At 56.4% G+C, this 15,209-nt stretch carries 16 protein-coding genes and 1 pseudogene; 4 read left to right on the plus strand and 13 right to left on the minus strand.

Going from position 1 to position 15,209, the window contains the following annotated elements:
• The 3 genes from F4X57_00005 to F4X57_00015 form a co-directional block, all read right to left on the minus strand.
• Nucleotides 1–259, minus strand: a 259-nt coding sequence (locus F4X57_00005; GenBank protein MYC05565.1) for a hypothetical protein, incomplete at its 3' end; no start/stop codon positions are given.
• Between the two features lie 57 nt (nucleotides 260–316).
• A complete protein-coding gene (locus tag F4X57_00010) occupies nucleotides 317–610 on the minus strand; it encodes a putative addiction module antidote protein (protein MYC05566.1) in 294 nt (97 codons plus the stop codon).
• Nucleotides 603–914, minus strand: coding sequence for a type II toxin-antitoxin system RelE/ParE family toxin (locus tag F4X57_00015; protein MYC05567.1), 312 nt, complete (start codon nucleotides 912–914; stop codon nucleotides 603–605). The genes F4X57_00010 and F4X57_00015 overlap by 8 nt, the downstream gene beginning before the upstream one ends.
• A 299-nt stretch (nucleotides 915–1,213) precedes the next feature.
• Between F4X57_00015 and F4X57_00020 the strand changes: the two genes are divergently transcribed.
• Nucleotides 1,214–1,426, plus strand: a complete 213-nt coding sequence (locus F4X57_00020; GenBank protein MYC05568.1) for a 2-oxoisovalerate dehydrogenase — start codon at nucleotides 1,214–1,216, stop codon at nucleotides 1,424–1,426.
• A 348-nt stretch (nucleotides 1,427–1,774) separates the two neighbouring features.
• A pseudogene (locus F4X57_00025) lies at nucleotides 1,775–3,100 on the plus strand (IS1380 family transposase).
• Nucleotides 3,101–3,924: 824 nt separating this feature from the next.
• Here F4X57_00025 and F4X57_00030 read toward each other — a convergent pair.
• From F4X57_00030 to F4X57_00065, 8 genes are all read right to left on the minus strand, one after another.
• Nucleotides 3,925–4,104, minus strand: coding sequence for a hypothetical protein (locus F4X57_00030; GenBank protein MYC05569.1), 180 nt, complete (start codon nucleotides 4,102–4,104; stop codon nucleotides 3,925–3,927).
• Nucleotides 4,105–4,106: 2 nt separating this feature from the next.
• Nucleotides 4,107–4,613, minus strand: a complete 507-nt coding sequence (locus tag F4X57_00035) for a hypothetical protein (protein ID MYC05570.1) — start codon at nucleotides 4,611–4,613, stop codon at nucleotides 4,107–4,109.
• Between the two features lie 60 nt (nucleotides 4,614–4,673).
• Complete coding sequence (locus F4X57_00040; protein ID MYC05571.1) at nucleotides 4,674–5,171, minus strand: hypothetical protein; 498 nt, start codon at nucleotides 5,169–5,171, stop codon at nucleotides 4,674–4,676.
• Nucleotides 5,172–5,379: 208 nt separating this feature from the next.
• The gene (locus F4X57_00045) at nucleotides 5,380–5,703 is read right to left on the minus strand and encodes a hypothetical protein (GenBank protein ID MYC05572.1); all 324 of its coding nucleotides are present in this window, start codon (nucleotides 5,701–5,703) and stop codon (nucleotides 5,380–5,382) included.
• Between the two features lie 439 nt (nucleotides 5,704–6,142).
• Entirely contained in the window at nucleotides 6,143–6,355 is a 213-nt protein-coding gene (locus F4X57_00050; protein ID MYC05573.1) for a hypothetical protein, read from the minus strand.
• A 527-nt stretch (nucleotides 6,356–6,882) separates the two neighbouring features.
• Nucleotides 6,883–7,062 (minus strand): hypothetical protein, encoded by a 180-nt coding sequence (locus tag F4X57_00055; GenBank protein ID MYC05574.1) that lies wholly within the window; start codon nucleotides 7,060–7,062, stop codon nucleotides 6,883–6,885.
• A complete protein-coding gene (locus F4X57_00060; GenBank protein ID MYC05575.1) occupies nucleotides 7,059–7,589 on the minus strand; it encodes a transposase in 531 nt (176 codons plus the stop codon). Before F4X57_00060 ends, F4X57_00055 begins: the two co-directional genes overlap by 4 nt.
• Before the next feature lie 236 nt (nucleotides 7,590–7,825).
• Nucleotides 7,826–8,869 (minus strand): transposase, encoded by a 1,044-nt coding sequence (locus F4X57_00065; GenBank protein ID MYC05576.1) that lies wholly within the window; start codon nucleotides 8,867–8,869, stop codon nucleotides 7,826–7,828.
• A gap of 326 nt (nucleotides 8,870–9,195) precedes the next feature.
• Here F4X57_00065 and F4X57_00070 point away from each other — a divergent pair, with 326 nt between their 5' ends.
• Nucleotides 9,196–9,870 carry a PD-(D/E)XK nuclease family protein gene (locus F4X57_00070; protein ID MYC05577.1) on the plus strand — a complete coding sequence of 225 codons (675 nt, stop codon included), beginning with the start codon at nucleotides 9,196–9,198 and terminating at the stop codon, nucleotides 9,868–9,870.
• 171 nt (nucleotides 9,871–10,041) lie between these two features.
• Nucleotides 10,042–11,805, plus strand: coding sequence for a hypothetical protein (locus tag F4X57_00075; GenBank protein MYC05578.1), 1,764 nt, complete (start codon nucleotides 10,042–10,044; stop codon nucleotides 11,803–11,805).
• Nucleotides 11,806–11,843: 38 nt separating this feature from the next.
• Here the strand turns inward: F4X57_00075 and F4X57_00080 are convergent, their stop codons facing one another.
• Together F4X57_00080 and F4X57_00085 are read right to left on the minus strand one after the other, a co-directional pair.
• Complete coding sequence (locus F4X57_00080; GenBank protein MYC05579.1) at nucleotides 11,844–12,386, minus strand: hypothetical protein; 543 nt, start codon at nucleotides 12,384–12,386, stop codon at nucleotides 11,844–11,846.
• A gap of 1,524 nt (nucleotides 12,387–13,910) precedes the next feature.
• Nucleotides 13,911–14,555 (minus strand): hypothetical protein, encoded by a 645-nt coding sequence (locus F4X57_00085; protein ID MYC05580.1) that lies wholly within the window; start codon nucleotides 14,553–14,555, stop codon nucleotides 13,911–13,913.
• Nucleotides 14,556–15,209 lie beyond the last annotated feature (654 nt).

The raw sequence follows: 15,209 nt of genomic DNA on the forward strand, positions 1-15,209 counted from the left end.
CGCCTGATGAGCTAGATAACCTGGGAGGAATTTCCACAACACTTGACACAAGCTCTCCTCCAGGCAGCGCCCGCTCATCGAAGATACGTCGGGCTGTGGCAAGGTCGTCGCCCTTCAGCTCCCCGGCATCAGCAAAGTCGGGCGCGTCCGGCGCGAAGTACGCGACTGAGCCGGCGTGGTACTCATAGATGATCGCAACACTTCCACCGGTCGCCGAAAGCAGCTCGAGCATCGATCCTGCGGACTTCGCCTTGTACATTGGGTGGTTCGCATTTTGTGCAAGCGGGCCAATGTGCAAAGCCACTGGCTGACCACTTTACGCGGTCTCCACACGCAACCTTAGCTTCAATGCCCTCATGATTTTGAGCACGGTGCTGAATGAAGGGTTGCCATTGTCGGATAGCGCCTTGTATATGTTTCCCCTGTTCAACCCCGCGTCGCGGGCCAGTCCGCTCATGCCTTGTGCCCGGGCGATGTCGTTCAGAGCCGCACGGATGACACTACCGTCCCCGGGGTCCTCATCTATACACGCTTCAAGATACATCGCCGCGTCTTCAGGGTGATGGACCAACTCTTCGGCGGCGTCCCAACGGGCAAATGTCTCATTCATTGTTCGCTATTCTCCATTCAGTCGCTATCTGCTCAGCTCGCCTAATGTCATGCTCTTGGCTGTCCTTGTCGCCGCCACACAGTAAAACGATAATTTGAGCGCCCTCTCGGATGAAATATACCCGGTATCCGGGGCCAAAGTGGAAGCGCATTTCTGCTATGCCGTTGCCGACCGGGTGGGCATCTCCGAGATTCCCAGTAGTCTCCACTCTGCGAAGCCGAGCGTTGATTCGTGCACGGGCTTGGGCATCTCGTAGCCTCCGCAACCATCTCGCGAACGTCTCACTTCTCACTATTGTTAACATATCTGTATTGTACGCTAAGGCGTACAATATGCCAAGTTTTCTGCTGTGGAGATGGCACCGAACTAAGGCGTGTTGACATTCAGTTCTGGACTGATTGCCCTTACATTACGGGCGTACGTTCCGTCCGACCCACCCCAGTTCCGCAATTCACCCGTTGCTGATGTCGTTGCTGTACAATGGCGGGGCGAGGACATCCTCAAGCATGAGGTCCTATCATAAGCACAAACTACTGGGACCGGTACGACCCAAGCACAGCGAAAGTCGGCTATGAGAGCCGTTTCAAAAAGGGAGGCATTCTTATGACCGAGATAATCTTTGAAGTTACGGAGGACGAAGTGGACGGAGGATACTCGGCAAGCGCGCTAGGCTATGGCATACACACTGAAGGGGACACCGTAGAAGAAGTGCGCGCGAACATCAAGGAAGCGGTGGATTGCTACTTTGACGAGAGCATGCAACGACCGAAACTTATCCGACTGCACTTCGTGCGGGATGAGGTCCTGACCGTATGAGGCTGCCGCGAGACGTGAGCGGTCCGCGTCTAGTCACAGCGCTGCGACGACTAGGCTACGAGGTCGTCCGTCGCCGCGGTTCCCATGCGCGTGTAATACCAATTCGCTTAACTTACGTCACGAAACAGGTCGCTTGAATAGATATGGCTTGGGTGCTTTGGTGAGTATTCTCTTCAAGAAAAGGCGCCCATCATGCACAGATGTGATTTTCAGGGCAAGTGCCTTATCCCCAATCCACCGAAGACACTGAGTTTGAGGAAGATGGCCAAGACGTGAGAAGTGCTCCATAGACTGTAGGATAATGGTTATTGGACATAAAACCAACCCCAGAGCAGGAGCACCTAATAGATGATAGCATCTGAGCGTCTTGACCGCATCCGCATAGCCTTCGACGATCCCCGCCTGGTGTCCAATGCCGGACTGCTATTGCCGCTCACACTGGTCCAGAGACTGGGTCTGTGCCAACTGGTGGACAGACACGTCGACCTGGGAGAGGCGCCAGGTCGAGCGAACGCCGGAGACAAGATGATGACCCTAGTGGCATCGGCTCTGGCGGGCGGAGACTGCATAGACGATGCGGACGCGCTGCGCTGTGGCGGGACGGGGCAAGTCCTGGGATGCACAGTGAAGGCGCCGTCCACCTTGGGGACCTTCCTGCGCAGCTTCCGCTGGGGACACGTGCGCCAGCTGGACAGGGTGAGTCGTGAACTGCTGGCTCGTGCTTGGGAAGCCGGAGCGGGACCTGGGAACGAGCCACTGACGATCGACCTCGACTCGACCGTCTACGAGACTTACGGGCTGGACAAGGAGGGAGCGCAGCGCCACAACTACAGCGGCCAGCGGGGCTATCACCCACTTGTCGCCGTAGCCGCCACAACCGGAGACGTGCTGATGGCACGACCACGCAAGGGCAGAGCCAATACCGCTCGCGGCGCAGCCAACTTCCTCCGTGAGACGCTGAGCAGGGTGCGCTACGCCGGAGCCACGGGAGTTCCCACCGTGCGAGCCGACAGCGGCTTCTATAACCACGACATCGTCAACGTGTGCCGCAACAACGGTGTGCGCTTCTCCATCAGCGTCAGACAGCACCGGGGACTGCGTGACATCATAGAGGCCATACCCGAGACCGACTGGACACCGATACCCTACTGGATGGAAGGAGCCGCAGACGTGGCCGAGACCACATATGTCCCCTTCGACAACCGCTCCGACGCCGTGCCTGTGCGACTCATTGTCCGAAGGGTCAGGCCCACGCCCGGCTCCTAGTTGGCGCTGTTCGTCAGCTACAGCTATCACGCCTTCATCACCGACCGCGAGGGAGACACACTGGAACTGGAAGCAGACCACCGCAGACACGCCGAGATCGAGAACGCCATCCGCGACCTCAAGTACGGCGTGGGACTGAACCATCTTCCCTCGGGGCGCTTCGCCGCCAACGCCGCCTGGATGGCCGTCCAAGTGCTGGCACACAACCTGGCTCGCTGGACCGCACGCATCGGTCTGGGGGAGCAGACCCTGACCACAAAAACCCTCAGGCGACGCTTCTTCTCCCTGGCCGGACGCCTCACACGCTCTGCACGCCGTCTCACCCTGCATCTACCCCGAGGCTGGCCCTGGCAAGACCGGTTCAATCGCGCCCTTGTGCGGCTGCGCGAACTGCCAGTCCCGCTCTGACGGCGGCAGTCGGCCCGCCAGACACATCCTCACTCGTCTGCCTCGAAGGTCCGCTCAACTCGCCCCGGGTGGACCGTGAGCGGTCCCTGCCGACTGCACAGCCTGAAAGGGCGCCTTCTGAACCCTGCGGATCGCCGACAACTGGTTAACCTCTGCCATGTCAGACTGAATTCCGCTCGCACGGCCTCATCCTCGTTCCCTCTGTATCATTCCAGCGCCCACACGTTCCGCTTCGGTGGATTCGGGCTTAGTAGAACAAATAGGTTGACGATCTAACACACCACTTGACGGGACGCTACTCACATCCGATAGGTCTATGGGGTAAGACCTGTTTCTGTTGGGTTTTAAGTGTTGCATTTCTCTCCTCACATCGATGGGAAAGGTAAACTAACTGCTGAACGAAAAGAGCCTCCACAGAGTTGAAGCCTTCGGAGGCTCTCATAGTGTTGGTTCAGTCCGTATTATTGGGGGTCCTCTGGTTCGTCGAACCGCTCGCCGCACTCCTCGGTTTGCAGGCGCCGGTCGTTCCACTCGGCGCCATGTTCCAGACCCTCGGCCAAGCCCTTATCTTTGCCCTCTTGGAACTGTTTGCGCCTGGACTTACGAGTCTGGTCCGGGATGCATTCTACGACTGCCATCCATATCCTCCTCGCGGCATTCAACCTACCTAGCCAGGCTGCCCGGGCAGACGCCAAAAAGGCTTTCTGGTGAAGCAGTTGCGACCAACGAGCACATCTTCCCTGACCGCGCTCCGCTGGAGAACATACTCAGTGAGGGGAGTGTCGGGTTCTGACCGGACAGCGAGAACGAGCGCCAGCCTACCACTATACCTCGGTGTCTCGCACCAGCTTTCCGTCTCGCCAGGTCTCCACGTATCCATCGTTATCTATCGCACGCTGCCTCGCCTCAATAGCCGCACGTTTCATCGCCGCATCCACCCCTTTGAGAAAGGCGTCATGCTCATCATTTGCAGGGGTCCTTGTCTTGTTACCCTGTTTGTCCATTTCTAAGTCCTCTCAGGCTTGTTGACTGTCTCAAGCGCCTCCTGCCGGGTCAGGCTGGTCAGGTTAAGCTCGGTGTTGAGCACGGTAAGAGCCTCGGGCCGGCTGTCTTGCAGGTCCCACGCGAAAAGCGCGTGAATGGTTGCCGTGCGAATTCTGGTGAGACTTTGAGGCGTAGACAGGCGCAAAGCCCAGTCACTCCGCGTCCTCTGGAAATACCCCTCATGCCATGCCCCCTCACCGGCTGGGCGCATTCGGGCAAGCGCTCCATGAATGCGTTTCGCAGTCCGATGATACAGCGGCCAGATGTAGTAGTCGCCGGCAGAGAGAGGGCCTTCCGGGGTCTCGGTATAGATCAGCACCTCGGGGTTGGTGGCGTGATGGTCCCAGGCTACTATCAGATTCGCGGCGTGGTCGGCAAGGAAGTGCTGGGCTACGGCGAGGTCGTAGCTGTATTCGCGCCCGATGCGGGGTCTGCCCAGTTCGTCGTATTCTCTTTCTTCAATCACCATGAGAGATTCTCCTAAAGGTCTGGGGATGGGGTTGGTGAGCGCTCCTACATCATCAAGGATTTACCGGGCCGCGCCCACGATCTCCAGCGCCTCCTGCCGGGTCAGGCCGTTCAGACTCCGGTCGGTGTCGAGGACAACCAAGTCTTCTGGACGCCTGTCTTGCAGGTCCCAGGCGCAGAGGGCGTGAACGGTTGACTTACGGATCCGGATGAGGGTCTGAAGCATCGTCATACGCCTGACCCACTTTGTCGTCCTTCGCTGGTACAAGCGCCAACTCCATGTCGCTTGTTCGCGCCTCTTTTCCTCCAGCACGGCATTGATGCGCTGCGCTGTTCGGTGAAGCAGCGGCCAGAGGTAGTAGTCGCCGGCAGAAAGCGTACCGTCAGGAGTCGCAACATAGATGAATACTTCGGGATTGGCGGCGTGGTGGTCAAACGCTACTATCAGTTCGGCGGCGTGGTCGGCCAGAAAGTGCTGTGCGGTGTCCACGTCATGGGTGTACTGCTCGTTGAGCGCGGGGCGTCCCTGTCTGTCATACTTTCTGTCGTCTGTTGCCATGAAAATCCTTCTCTGAATAAGTCGGTGATGAAATGGTTCCGGCGGTGCTTCACCTGACTAAGCTACTCCGACTCAAACCGGGGTCAGAGGTGAGGATTTGAACCTACCTGACGCCGCCGGAACCACTGGGGCAGAATCTCCACCCCGCTCATCGAGGGACTGCAGGCCGAAAGCCTTCCATTGCCGACTCCTTCACCGAACGCGCTGGCTAGTCAGTCCCAAGGGCGCCGCCCACCGCGATCAGGAATGTCGCCAGGTCCATCCGCTCATCAAGCGGCTTGTCCCTCAGCTTGTCCACGCACTTCCCACAGTACCAGCCCGCCGACAGCAACGGCTTCTCTTCCACCCAGTACAGCTTGTCAGCAGTGTATGTGTCGTACCTGGAACAGCCGGGGCAGCCATACATTGGAGTGGGCAGCGCTGCGACCTCCGGAATGGTCGTCAAGTCGATGCCCTGATAACGCTCCGCCAGGGCGGCGGCAGCCTCGATTCTGCGCCTCTCCATTATTCTCTCCACGACTCCGATCTTCATGAACGCATCCTTACCTACCCACCAGAGCAGAAATGATCCCAGAAGCCCAACTCCGACACAAACAGTCAATGATCCGTAAAAGGCGACAAGAGCCAGATCAGCCGCCAGCAACACGACTAGCAGCGCGAAGGCCACTAAGACGTGAGAAGTACCCAGAATGAGGCCAACCCTGTCTAGTCCGTTAAGCTGCGCCCACATCGCAATGTCCTCCGATTACTATGTCGACCCGGACTGACCTCCCTGATCCGAGCCTCGGCCGGCTCCCGTCTCCGGACCACCTGAGAGCCGACCAGGCAATGCGCGTGCAGAACAAGGCCATCTTGTCAGATCGGTCGCGCCGGCAGGGTTTTCTCTTTCCGGGGCTCCCTACGAGACGGTAGCGGGGTCAGCGTTTCGCAACCTGTATCGCAGCGTCCGGCGATGCGGTCTGCCGGCGCGACTAATGCCTCAGCGCCCTGTCCACGCCGAAGGCGACCAGCAGGGCCGCAGCCGTAAGCCCGGCCCAGACCGCAGGCGCGGGAGCCGGCACGCCAAGATTTCCGGCCAGCTCCAATGTTGTTGGAACGACCATCGCGACCATCAGCCACAGGTACGCGACCGTGCCGCCCACGATACAGGCTCCACCTGCCGTCTGTCGTCTGTTCAACTTCATTCTATACCTCCCTCTGGTTTCTGTTCGACTCCGAGTATCTTCCGCCGACGGTTGGCGCACTGAGTGCCCGCTCCAATCTGCTCGATATGAGAGAAGAACAAGCTCACTAATAGATCAATGACTGTCTGAGCTTCTTTTTCAGGCTGAAGGATTCCCGATTAAGCTGCTCCATGTTCCCCACTGATAAAGTCAGAGGTAAGGTCACAGTGGTGCACGAAGGAAGCCCACTAGCATAAGTCCTCCTGAATTCCCGCCACCCTTGAACTTGACAGCTTGCGCATTCGCATCTACTATCGCGCATATAAGCTCAGGTGCTTCCTGAGCGATAGAAGGATTGGCTGCAGGCTGCATGTTTGCCGCCATTTTTGCATTTCTGGAGGTAATTGGGCCCGACAGAGTCTGCATAATCGTGGACGGTGAAATTGTCAGACCTTCCATTGCCAACCTGCTCTCAAACTTTCAGAATTCAGACTACCTCGTTCTGTCACGCTCCTAGTTCCCCGGCTGTCAGTCGAGACGATGACGTTTCAGTCCCTGAAGGACTTACCCTTCATGAAGACCCATGTGTGGCTCTCCGGCAAGTCGAACAACGCTGCAGCGAGTGTTTCAGCACTCCTGTCTACCGGCAGAGGCAAGGTTCGGCGAGGGCGGGTACTCTTCTTGAAAACGATTTGTACGGGTTGCTTTTCTTGCAGCTGAGTGGTCATGCCAACCTCCTCGGGGTCTCCAGCGCCTGCGGGTCGTCTTTATAGAACTCCCAAGCTTCGTGGATCCTCATCGCGAGATTCCAAGCAGCCTTATTAGTGACAGGAAGTATGTCGCGTATGTCGACGGCATCAGGATTAGAGAAAGCCGAGCAAATATGAAAAGCCTGAACCCATGTCCCGAGCGAGTGCTTGGAGCTTCTGAGTGCACTGTGGGACTTGACGCTGAACTGTGTGCGACATGTCCGACACCTGTAAGGCAGCGGCCTACGGTCTGGCGGTCGGGCGATGTTACTGGAGTCGCATCTAGGGCATGTGATACCGTTGGGCCATCTACGCGCGGTGAGCCACGCCTCGGCCAAACTCTCGTTCTCGTAGCGCTGGAGGATGTCAAGTAGCGCCAGATTTACTGTGGAGGGATTCTCGTCTTCAACAGCGGGCTCAGGTGGTTGGTGCCGAGACTCGTCGGGAGTTGAATGCGTGCTCATGAAGAAAGCCCCCTTGCGGTACAGGTTGCGCAGTGCTACCAACGCTTCCTCCTAAACAGGCAACCGCGCAGGGGCGCGGTGCGCCCCTGGCAAGGAGAGACCGCGGGATGCGGCCAATCCCAGCCTGTTTAGGACTAAGTGGTTGGTAGCATGAAGAATGCTATCCATTTGGCTGAAATCTGTCAATGGACGGCCTTATCCGTAATCGTCCCAAGAACGGTGTGGGATTTTGTATAGAGGCTGAGAGTGCGTGTTCTCTCAAGTTCGATTATGACGCGCTATGCGTTCACCAACTCGCCCACGCACAGCCCATCCTCGCCACTCCATACCCACTGCCTCAGCCTTAGCCCGTTCATCATACCCTCTATGCTCTTGTAGCCTCTCACTGTCTTGTATCTTATCTTGCTTCTCCCTATCATCCGCTCCGTACAGTTGTTCGTCTCCGGAAGTCCTCTTGCGCTTTTGTGTCTCCTCAGACTCCTCCACTTGTCGCTCAACTCCACCACCAGCCGTCTCAACTCAGCATCCTCCCTCACATTGCGCTCCATACTCATCAACTCCGCGCCTCCACCCTCAGGCAGCTCGCTCAGCAACAGCCATATCCGCGCCTTGTGCCAGTCCCAACCCTCTATCTCGTTCAGGCGCCTTCTCACATTCTTCCTCACATGAGCCAGACATATCTGATGCTCCAGCCCCAACTCCTCCACCACAGGCTTGTATGTGTTCAGATCATCGCTCACTATCGCCTTCACTCCGAACTTGTCCACATACCCACTCAACCACTCCGTAAAGCCAGCCCGGTCTCGCTCCACAAGAAGGTCTATCCCCAACAACCTGCCACGCTCCGCATCCATCACGAACCCGACGACTGCCTTCTCTCCCTTCAACTTCACCACAGCCTCGTCCGCTCCCACTACCTCTACCCGCGCCCTCAAGCCACCACTGAGCGCCCTCATCGCTCCCACTCCCGCTTCCTGAACATCCCTCCAACTGCTCATCCTAGACAACGCGCTTCCCAGAGCAGTCAGCAAGTTGCTCACAGACCTGTGCGACAGTCCCAGCGCCCAGCTCAGCGCCGACAATGCCCTAAGCCTCTTGCTCTGAATATGTCTGTCCACTCCTTCAGGGTAACGCCTCAATGTCCTGCCGCAGGCGACGCACCTGTATCTAACCACCGTTACCCGACTAATGTAGAGGCCCTTTATCGCCTTCTCCACCTGTCCGTGCTTGTGGAATGTGACTCCTCCGCAACGCGGACACGTTGATGGGGGAGCGTCCGGCCTCTGCTTGACCTCAGGCAGCGTGAATCGTATTCTGGGCATCGGCGGGGACTCCAAGTTCTGCGTTGTGCAATCAGAACTTTATCAGGATTCCCCGCTTCCTTCTTATCACACCAATCTTGGGACGGTTACCCTTATCCAATACATGACAACAGATGGTGAGCACGCCCAACTGGCGAGAAAGGCGGCTCAATCAGCCATCGAATAAGGAGACGACCAGGAATCGCCAAACTCACTGATGCGGGAGACGCACAGAAGGCGGGTGTCCACTGCCACCTGAGCATTGCCTGTCCTTGCGACAGCCGACATCCTCTGGTACCATCCATTAAGGACAGGTGTTCCATACCTTGCATCGAGAGGCTCAGGCGGTGACGATACGACGAGACAACGTGTATGTCTGGGTTACCTGGCTGTCGCGCCTGCTAGTCGGCGACGCCTCCTGCGAGTGGGCGTCGTGGTATAAAGCACATTACAGCGGATACGCCAGGGCCAGCCGCGACTTCAGCCTCTCCACCTGGAAGATGCACCATACATGGCTGCTCAACGATGTGCGGGACAGGCTCGAAGCAAAGGGCCATACCGTCACAACCGAGCGGGCCAACTGGTTCAGGCTGCAGGGCGGCTCAGGCGCGATGGTGGCCGGGCAGGCTGATCTGGTGTCGGTCTCGCCGGACGACCAGATTACGGTGTATGACGTCAAGACCGGCGCTCAGCGGGACTCGGACGTTGCGCAGGTGATGATCTACATGTACGCGCTTCCCCTGGTGGCGGACTCTCCATGGACAAACAAGTCGCCGAACGGTTGTTTGGTGTACAGGGACGGCACCGAGATTCACATACCCTCGACTGCCATCGACGCGGATTTCAGGGAAGGGCTTCACGACCTGATAAGGCGCGTGGTGTCGGACGAACCCGCGCGCAGGGTCCCCAGCCCGCCTGAGTGCAACTGGTGCGATCTGACTGACCTCGACTGCCCGGAACGTTTAGAAAGTGAACTACCCTATGACGGCTCTGCCAATTGCACGGCGTTGCCGGATTTCTGAATGCCTATGAGTCGAAACGCCCTTACCGGCGAAAATTAACTGATGCCGGTGAACGACGTCCCCTCACACATCACACATACGATGTACAGGGCCTGGCGGAGATGATACGAAGAGTGTCCAGGCGATTCACGAGGCGCTTTGATAAAGTTTTTGCAGACAAGGTGAGAAAGGATGCCTGAGAAGACAATCCACATATCGTCGTTCGCAAAGTCGGTGTATGCTCACCTGTCGGACCTTCCATTTACGACCGCAGCGGAACTGACCTCTTTTCGTTCCTTCCCTTCCGGCAAGCAGGTCTATCGCGCCTTGAAGACACTTGAGCGGGCGGGATATATCAGCTCGGTCAAGCATTACCCCCGGGGCACAAAAAGACACTCCAACCGTTTCTTCGTCGGCGCGAAGGGACTCAATGACTTCGCTGACGTATACCAGACAACCCCTGAAGCGGTCCTGAACTACTTTCCCTGCTCGTTGGACTGGCAGCGCAATCTGCTGAGGCGCCTCGATAGCGTCTCGATGATTTACAAGCTATGCGAGCGCATGACGAAAATCCGCCCGGAGTCCCGACCCCTGACGATAAGGTTCCCTCGCAACGGCAATTTCGACGCTTTCGCCTTGGGGGCTGACGGCATCACGGTCGGTTTCATGCGTATGGGCAACACGATGATGCGCGAGGATTTCAAAAAACGATTCTGGGCAGTCTTGAACGGGTCAGGCGCAGACAACCACCAGAGGCGCGGCCCTCCACTGACGTTTGTGCTGGTGCAGACAACCTTTGCGAAGTCCTGGGTCTCCGAGGACATAATCAGGCAGACATTCAGAATGAAGGGCTACATGCCATGCGCTGTCGCCACCGAGCGAGAGGCATTTGATTTAGACGACGATTCAAATCTGTGGATCAGAGTGGACTCTAACGTTAGCAGGCAGTCCTTCAGCTCGCTAGTGAGGAACCTGAAAAGAGATGACTCATACACTATCGAATACCACAACAGCTTCAAGCGGGTCCTCCCGCCGAAGGACATTGCCCGGCTGAACCCGACAGAGCTAAGCTCGAACAAGAAGCGAATACTGAACTACCTTGCGGATTGGCCGCTGATGAAAAGGCCGGAAATCGTGAAGATGGTGGATCAGCACAAGTGGAAAGGCACGGATAAGAGTCGGGCCGCGCAGTCACTGGCAGCACTCCGGGCAGACGGGTTTATCCGGTACGACACTGGTTCCCGAAACATCATCTTGGCTGACGGCGGACTACGCTACCTGGCTTACAGAGACAGGACTGACCTGGGTGGGTTGCGAAAGGAATGGGGGACGGATGGAACGAGAATAGCAAAGCTCCGCAGGGAGCGTTCGCACACCGAGGGCATAAATGAGATAGTGAGCAGAATCCACACTGAACACCGCGGTCTGGTCGAGGCCATACCTGACCACTCCGCGAGCAGGCGTTTTTGGCTGGACCGGACGCACTGGCGAATGATCCGACCTGACGCTGCGATATTCCTTCGACTGGGTGGAGATACCCAGACACTGCACCTCGAATACGAAAAAAGAGGGTCTCGCGGTGGGAAGCCGCTTCAGAACAAAGTCCTGGTGTGGCTGAGGTACTATATCTTCGAGGGCAACCAGTTTGTGGGTAACGTTACCGCTTCGGAGAACCCCTTGCACCTGACCGACGAGGTGACGCTATTTATCGTGCCCACGGAGAGCATACGTCAGAGAATGCTCAAGCTGGGACAAGAGAGAATGAGAAGGGGGAACTGGACACCGGCGATGGGCTTGAGTGTCCCGATTGCGATCACGACGTTCGCGGAGTATAACGCAGCCTCGTCGATACTGAAGGATAAGATATGGCTGCGAATGGATGACTACCACCTACGGACAACCAATCCGATCCTGTCTGAAATCAGACGCTCCTCGCCGTCCAAGTCTCGCATATAACAGTCCGGACATGAAAATAAAGCCAACCGTCTCACGAATCAGAAGGTGTACGGAGATGGAAGGGTTGGCAGGTCATCGTCACCATCCCCATCCGTTGTCATTCGGATAGCGTTCCTAAGTGCCATCACTTCGCCGTCTTCTTCACCCAGCACCTCCATCTCGGCTTTTCGCTTCATAAACTCAATGAAGTCATCATCGTCAGCCCGCTCTCTCAAAACAGGGTCGCCATTTTCAGAAACGTATTGCTGAAATCGCTCCCACCACTGCTCATTGAGGAAGGGGTCTTCCTGTTCATGTATTGCCTCGATGTCGGCCCAGTTGGTATGGAGCGTCAATGTCACTCTCCACACGGCTAAGTCAAGGTCGTAAGCAAACTCTCCACTCCAGCGGCCAAACCAATCCCCGACGAAGGAATGCTCTTCGGTTAACGTGTAGATCTTCTGAGGGTTGCGGATTCCCATCCAGATAGTCGAACGTGGACCGGACGCGCAGACAAGCCCTATCGCGGTTTCGATCTCAGAACAAGCTGCGACTACCTCGCCGTTGGGACCATCAACCCTGATGGGATACTCCTCGAACATGGACACCCCCTATAATCTCGAACATCATCGTGCGTTACGCAGGTAGGATACAGAACTGAACTCGCGCGTAAACTCGTAGCTCGACGTCGCAGCGTAAACATCCGAAGTCGCCATGTAAACAACGGTTGATATATTACGCTCCCCGTGAGTGCATAACAGCCCTCAGAGAAGTAGTATTCTCGGACAGTTCGGCATCTGAAGCAGATGGGATTCGTAAGCCCTTATTACGGTCTCAGCCCATGCAGGGCAAACTGCCCAAATTCACTGAATTTCGGGCTCCAGAGACTAAATGGCTGACTTTTTGAGACTAGGGTGTTTTTAGCCCGAAAAAGGCGCGATTCATGACGGAGGTAGGATACTATATTGAGGTACAGAACAGGAAGGTAAGCGGTAAGACGAAAATGCCATTTTAACCCTTACTAGACAGGCTCCCGTAACCGCACCAGAGCCAAAAATCGCCAAAAATCGCCTCACCAATTTTCCCTACATCAAATTCCACCCGAAATACGCCCGCCTGGACCGCTAGTACCGTAATCCCCTCCGTGCCGTAACCACCGAGTCGCTGCCCAATTTACTCCTGGACTTTCAATCGCCGGCCCATCCTCCGTCCCTAGTGTCAGTCTCAAAAAGGATTGCGCGCCTAATTCCCCGCTTTTCGGTTCTGTTTTGGTCCATCCGCAACTCATAGTCGCTCCACATTGGCCCAATGTGTACACCTTTGTTCACACTCGCCAAGGAATCGCTCTCGACAAATTACTCAGACGGCGAGATCTCGCCCCAGTTGCTCCAATGGACTCTCAGCGCCACCGACTGGACAACTTTCCGGCTCGCGCTATTTCTTGGGTAGGCTATACCGTCCGTTGGGCTACTATAACACGCAGAAACTTCCGCGAACCACTCAACCGATCTCTCAGTGCTCTCTGAGTAACCTTGTATCACATGCGGACCATTACACCTACTGAACTATTCACACAGCCATTCTTAGCCGTCACTGGACTCACCAATCCATTCCCTGTGAACTCTCACGGAATATTGGAATCGAACCGTGCGGTGCCTGTGAATCCATTCCTGCGAATGTCTTCGACCTGTGAGAGGACTTGAGTGGTACACTTTTACATTGGCGAAAATGGCAAACTTCCAACTTGGCGTTGACGATGAGCGCCCTGCGACCGCTTGAGCCAACGGCACTCCCGTCCTGCCGGTTATGCACAGGCGACTAATTCGCCAGTTCTGGACATATCGAATCCTAGCGGCGTGCGGGCACCTGGGCTGTTGTTGCGGGGTGTACACTGAGACTGGGGCGACGATCAAAGTAAATTTATCGCGTCTGGAGTGGCGGCAAATTGCCGGGCGACATCTAGTCATGGAGAAAGTGAGCGTGAACAGCATTGTACACGCCTGTAGGCGACCAGAAGTAAGATGGCTGCCGATACCTTCGGTCATTCACTTCAGCACAGATGGCGGAACGTGCCATAACCCCATGGAGCCACGTATCCGACCTCTGTGTACATGTGCGTACACAGCCTATTCATAAATGGGTTCGGCGGTTATCCTGTAAGCCCTCGGACGTCGGGGCTCTGCCACTGAGCCCTTGTCGAGATACATAGTCACGCTCATGAGAGCATCATCGAAGCGATATCGAAACTTCGCCGGAGTCGGTCCATCATAGAGTACTTCAAGAGTGATTTTGTCGCTCTCCGCGTCGGCTTTATCCGTATCTTCTCTTAAATTTCGTCCCGGGACGGCGGTAGTGGCCGGGGTTCCAGCCGGCGCCGGTCGGAGAGTGTATTCAGCCCTGGGCGGGATCAGCATAAAGCCTTCCCAGACCCGCTGAACCTCCCCGTTCAATCTCCCCCTGACCCGGTCGCCGGCGTCAAAGACGTCGGTGAATAGCTGCTGCACGTGCTCAAAACTAATGCCCGCCTTCATTTCGGCTCTGTCGATAGCAGAATCCTGGGGGCGTCCCAGCCACTCGTTCCAGATCGATTTTGGAGACACCTTACCATCGGTTGCACTGACGATCACATGCAGCATAAAGTTCACGAACTCAACGACCCGCGGGTCCTCGTAGAGTGTCGTTCTGAAAGGGATATACTCCGTGTCTTCGGTTACCATGCTTTCGGGTAGGCGCAAGAGAACTCCAGTGGGTTCGTTTTCGAAAAACGCCATTCTTACATTCGACCGTCTATCATTTCGCCGAAACAGGGGGAGACGTAGCTCCATATGAGACCTCCCGGCACACTGCCATCTGAGTTCACGCCAGTAACTGGGGATGGGCATTCTATCACATTTGTGTACGGCAGTGTACACAAATGTGTCGTAAGAATTTCCAAAGCGCATTCTCGTTAGGGGTGTCTAGACCCGTGTGGTGGGTGCGAGGAGCCACTGGAACGGCACCGTGTTGCGCCAGTGAGCTACATATCAGTGGCGCCGAATCGACGAACGGGATTGGCACGCCACGTCCCGCGCGGAAAGCTCCCCGCGCTCACGAGCGGGCCGTGCAAGCGCCAGCCCAGCCGGTATTCGCCACAGGAATACGTGTGAACGCTTTCGTACACGTATATGTGGAGTGCGCGCGGCCCTCTATGACCTTGACCATTGTCCACCATGCGCGATCAACGAGACGCGTCGGTGGTGAGCGCTCCAGGCGTTTCGGGATGTTTTTATAAGACGAATATGAGGAACTCAACCAGATGCTGAAGTACCGGAATGTCATTATGAACGGCTTTGGCGCGGATGACCTCGATGACGAGTTGACAAGCGGTTTGACTAGGGCGTGTCGTCAAATCACTTTAGCCCAGATGATAATTGCCCTAATCTGGC

It is taken from the genome of Chloroflexota bacterium (assembly GCA_009840355.1).
Lineage (GTDB): Bacteria > Chloroflexota > Dehalococcoidia > Lucifugimonadales > JADFKI01 > Bin90.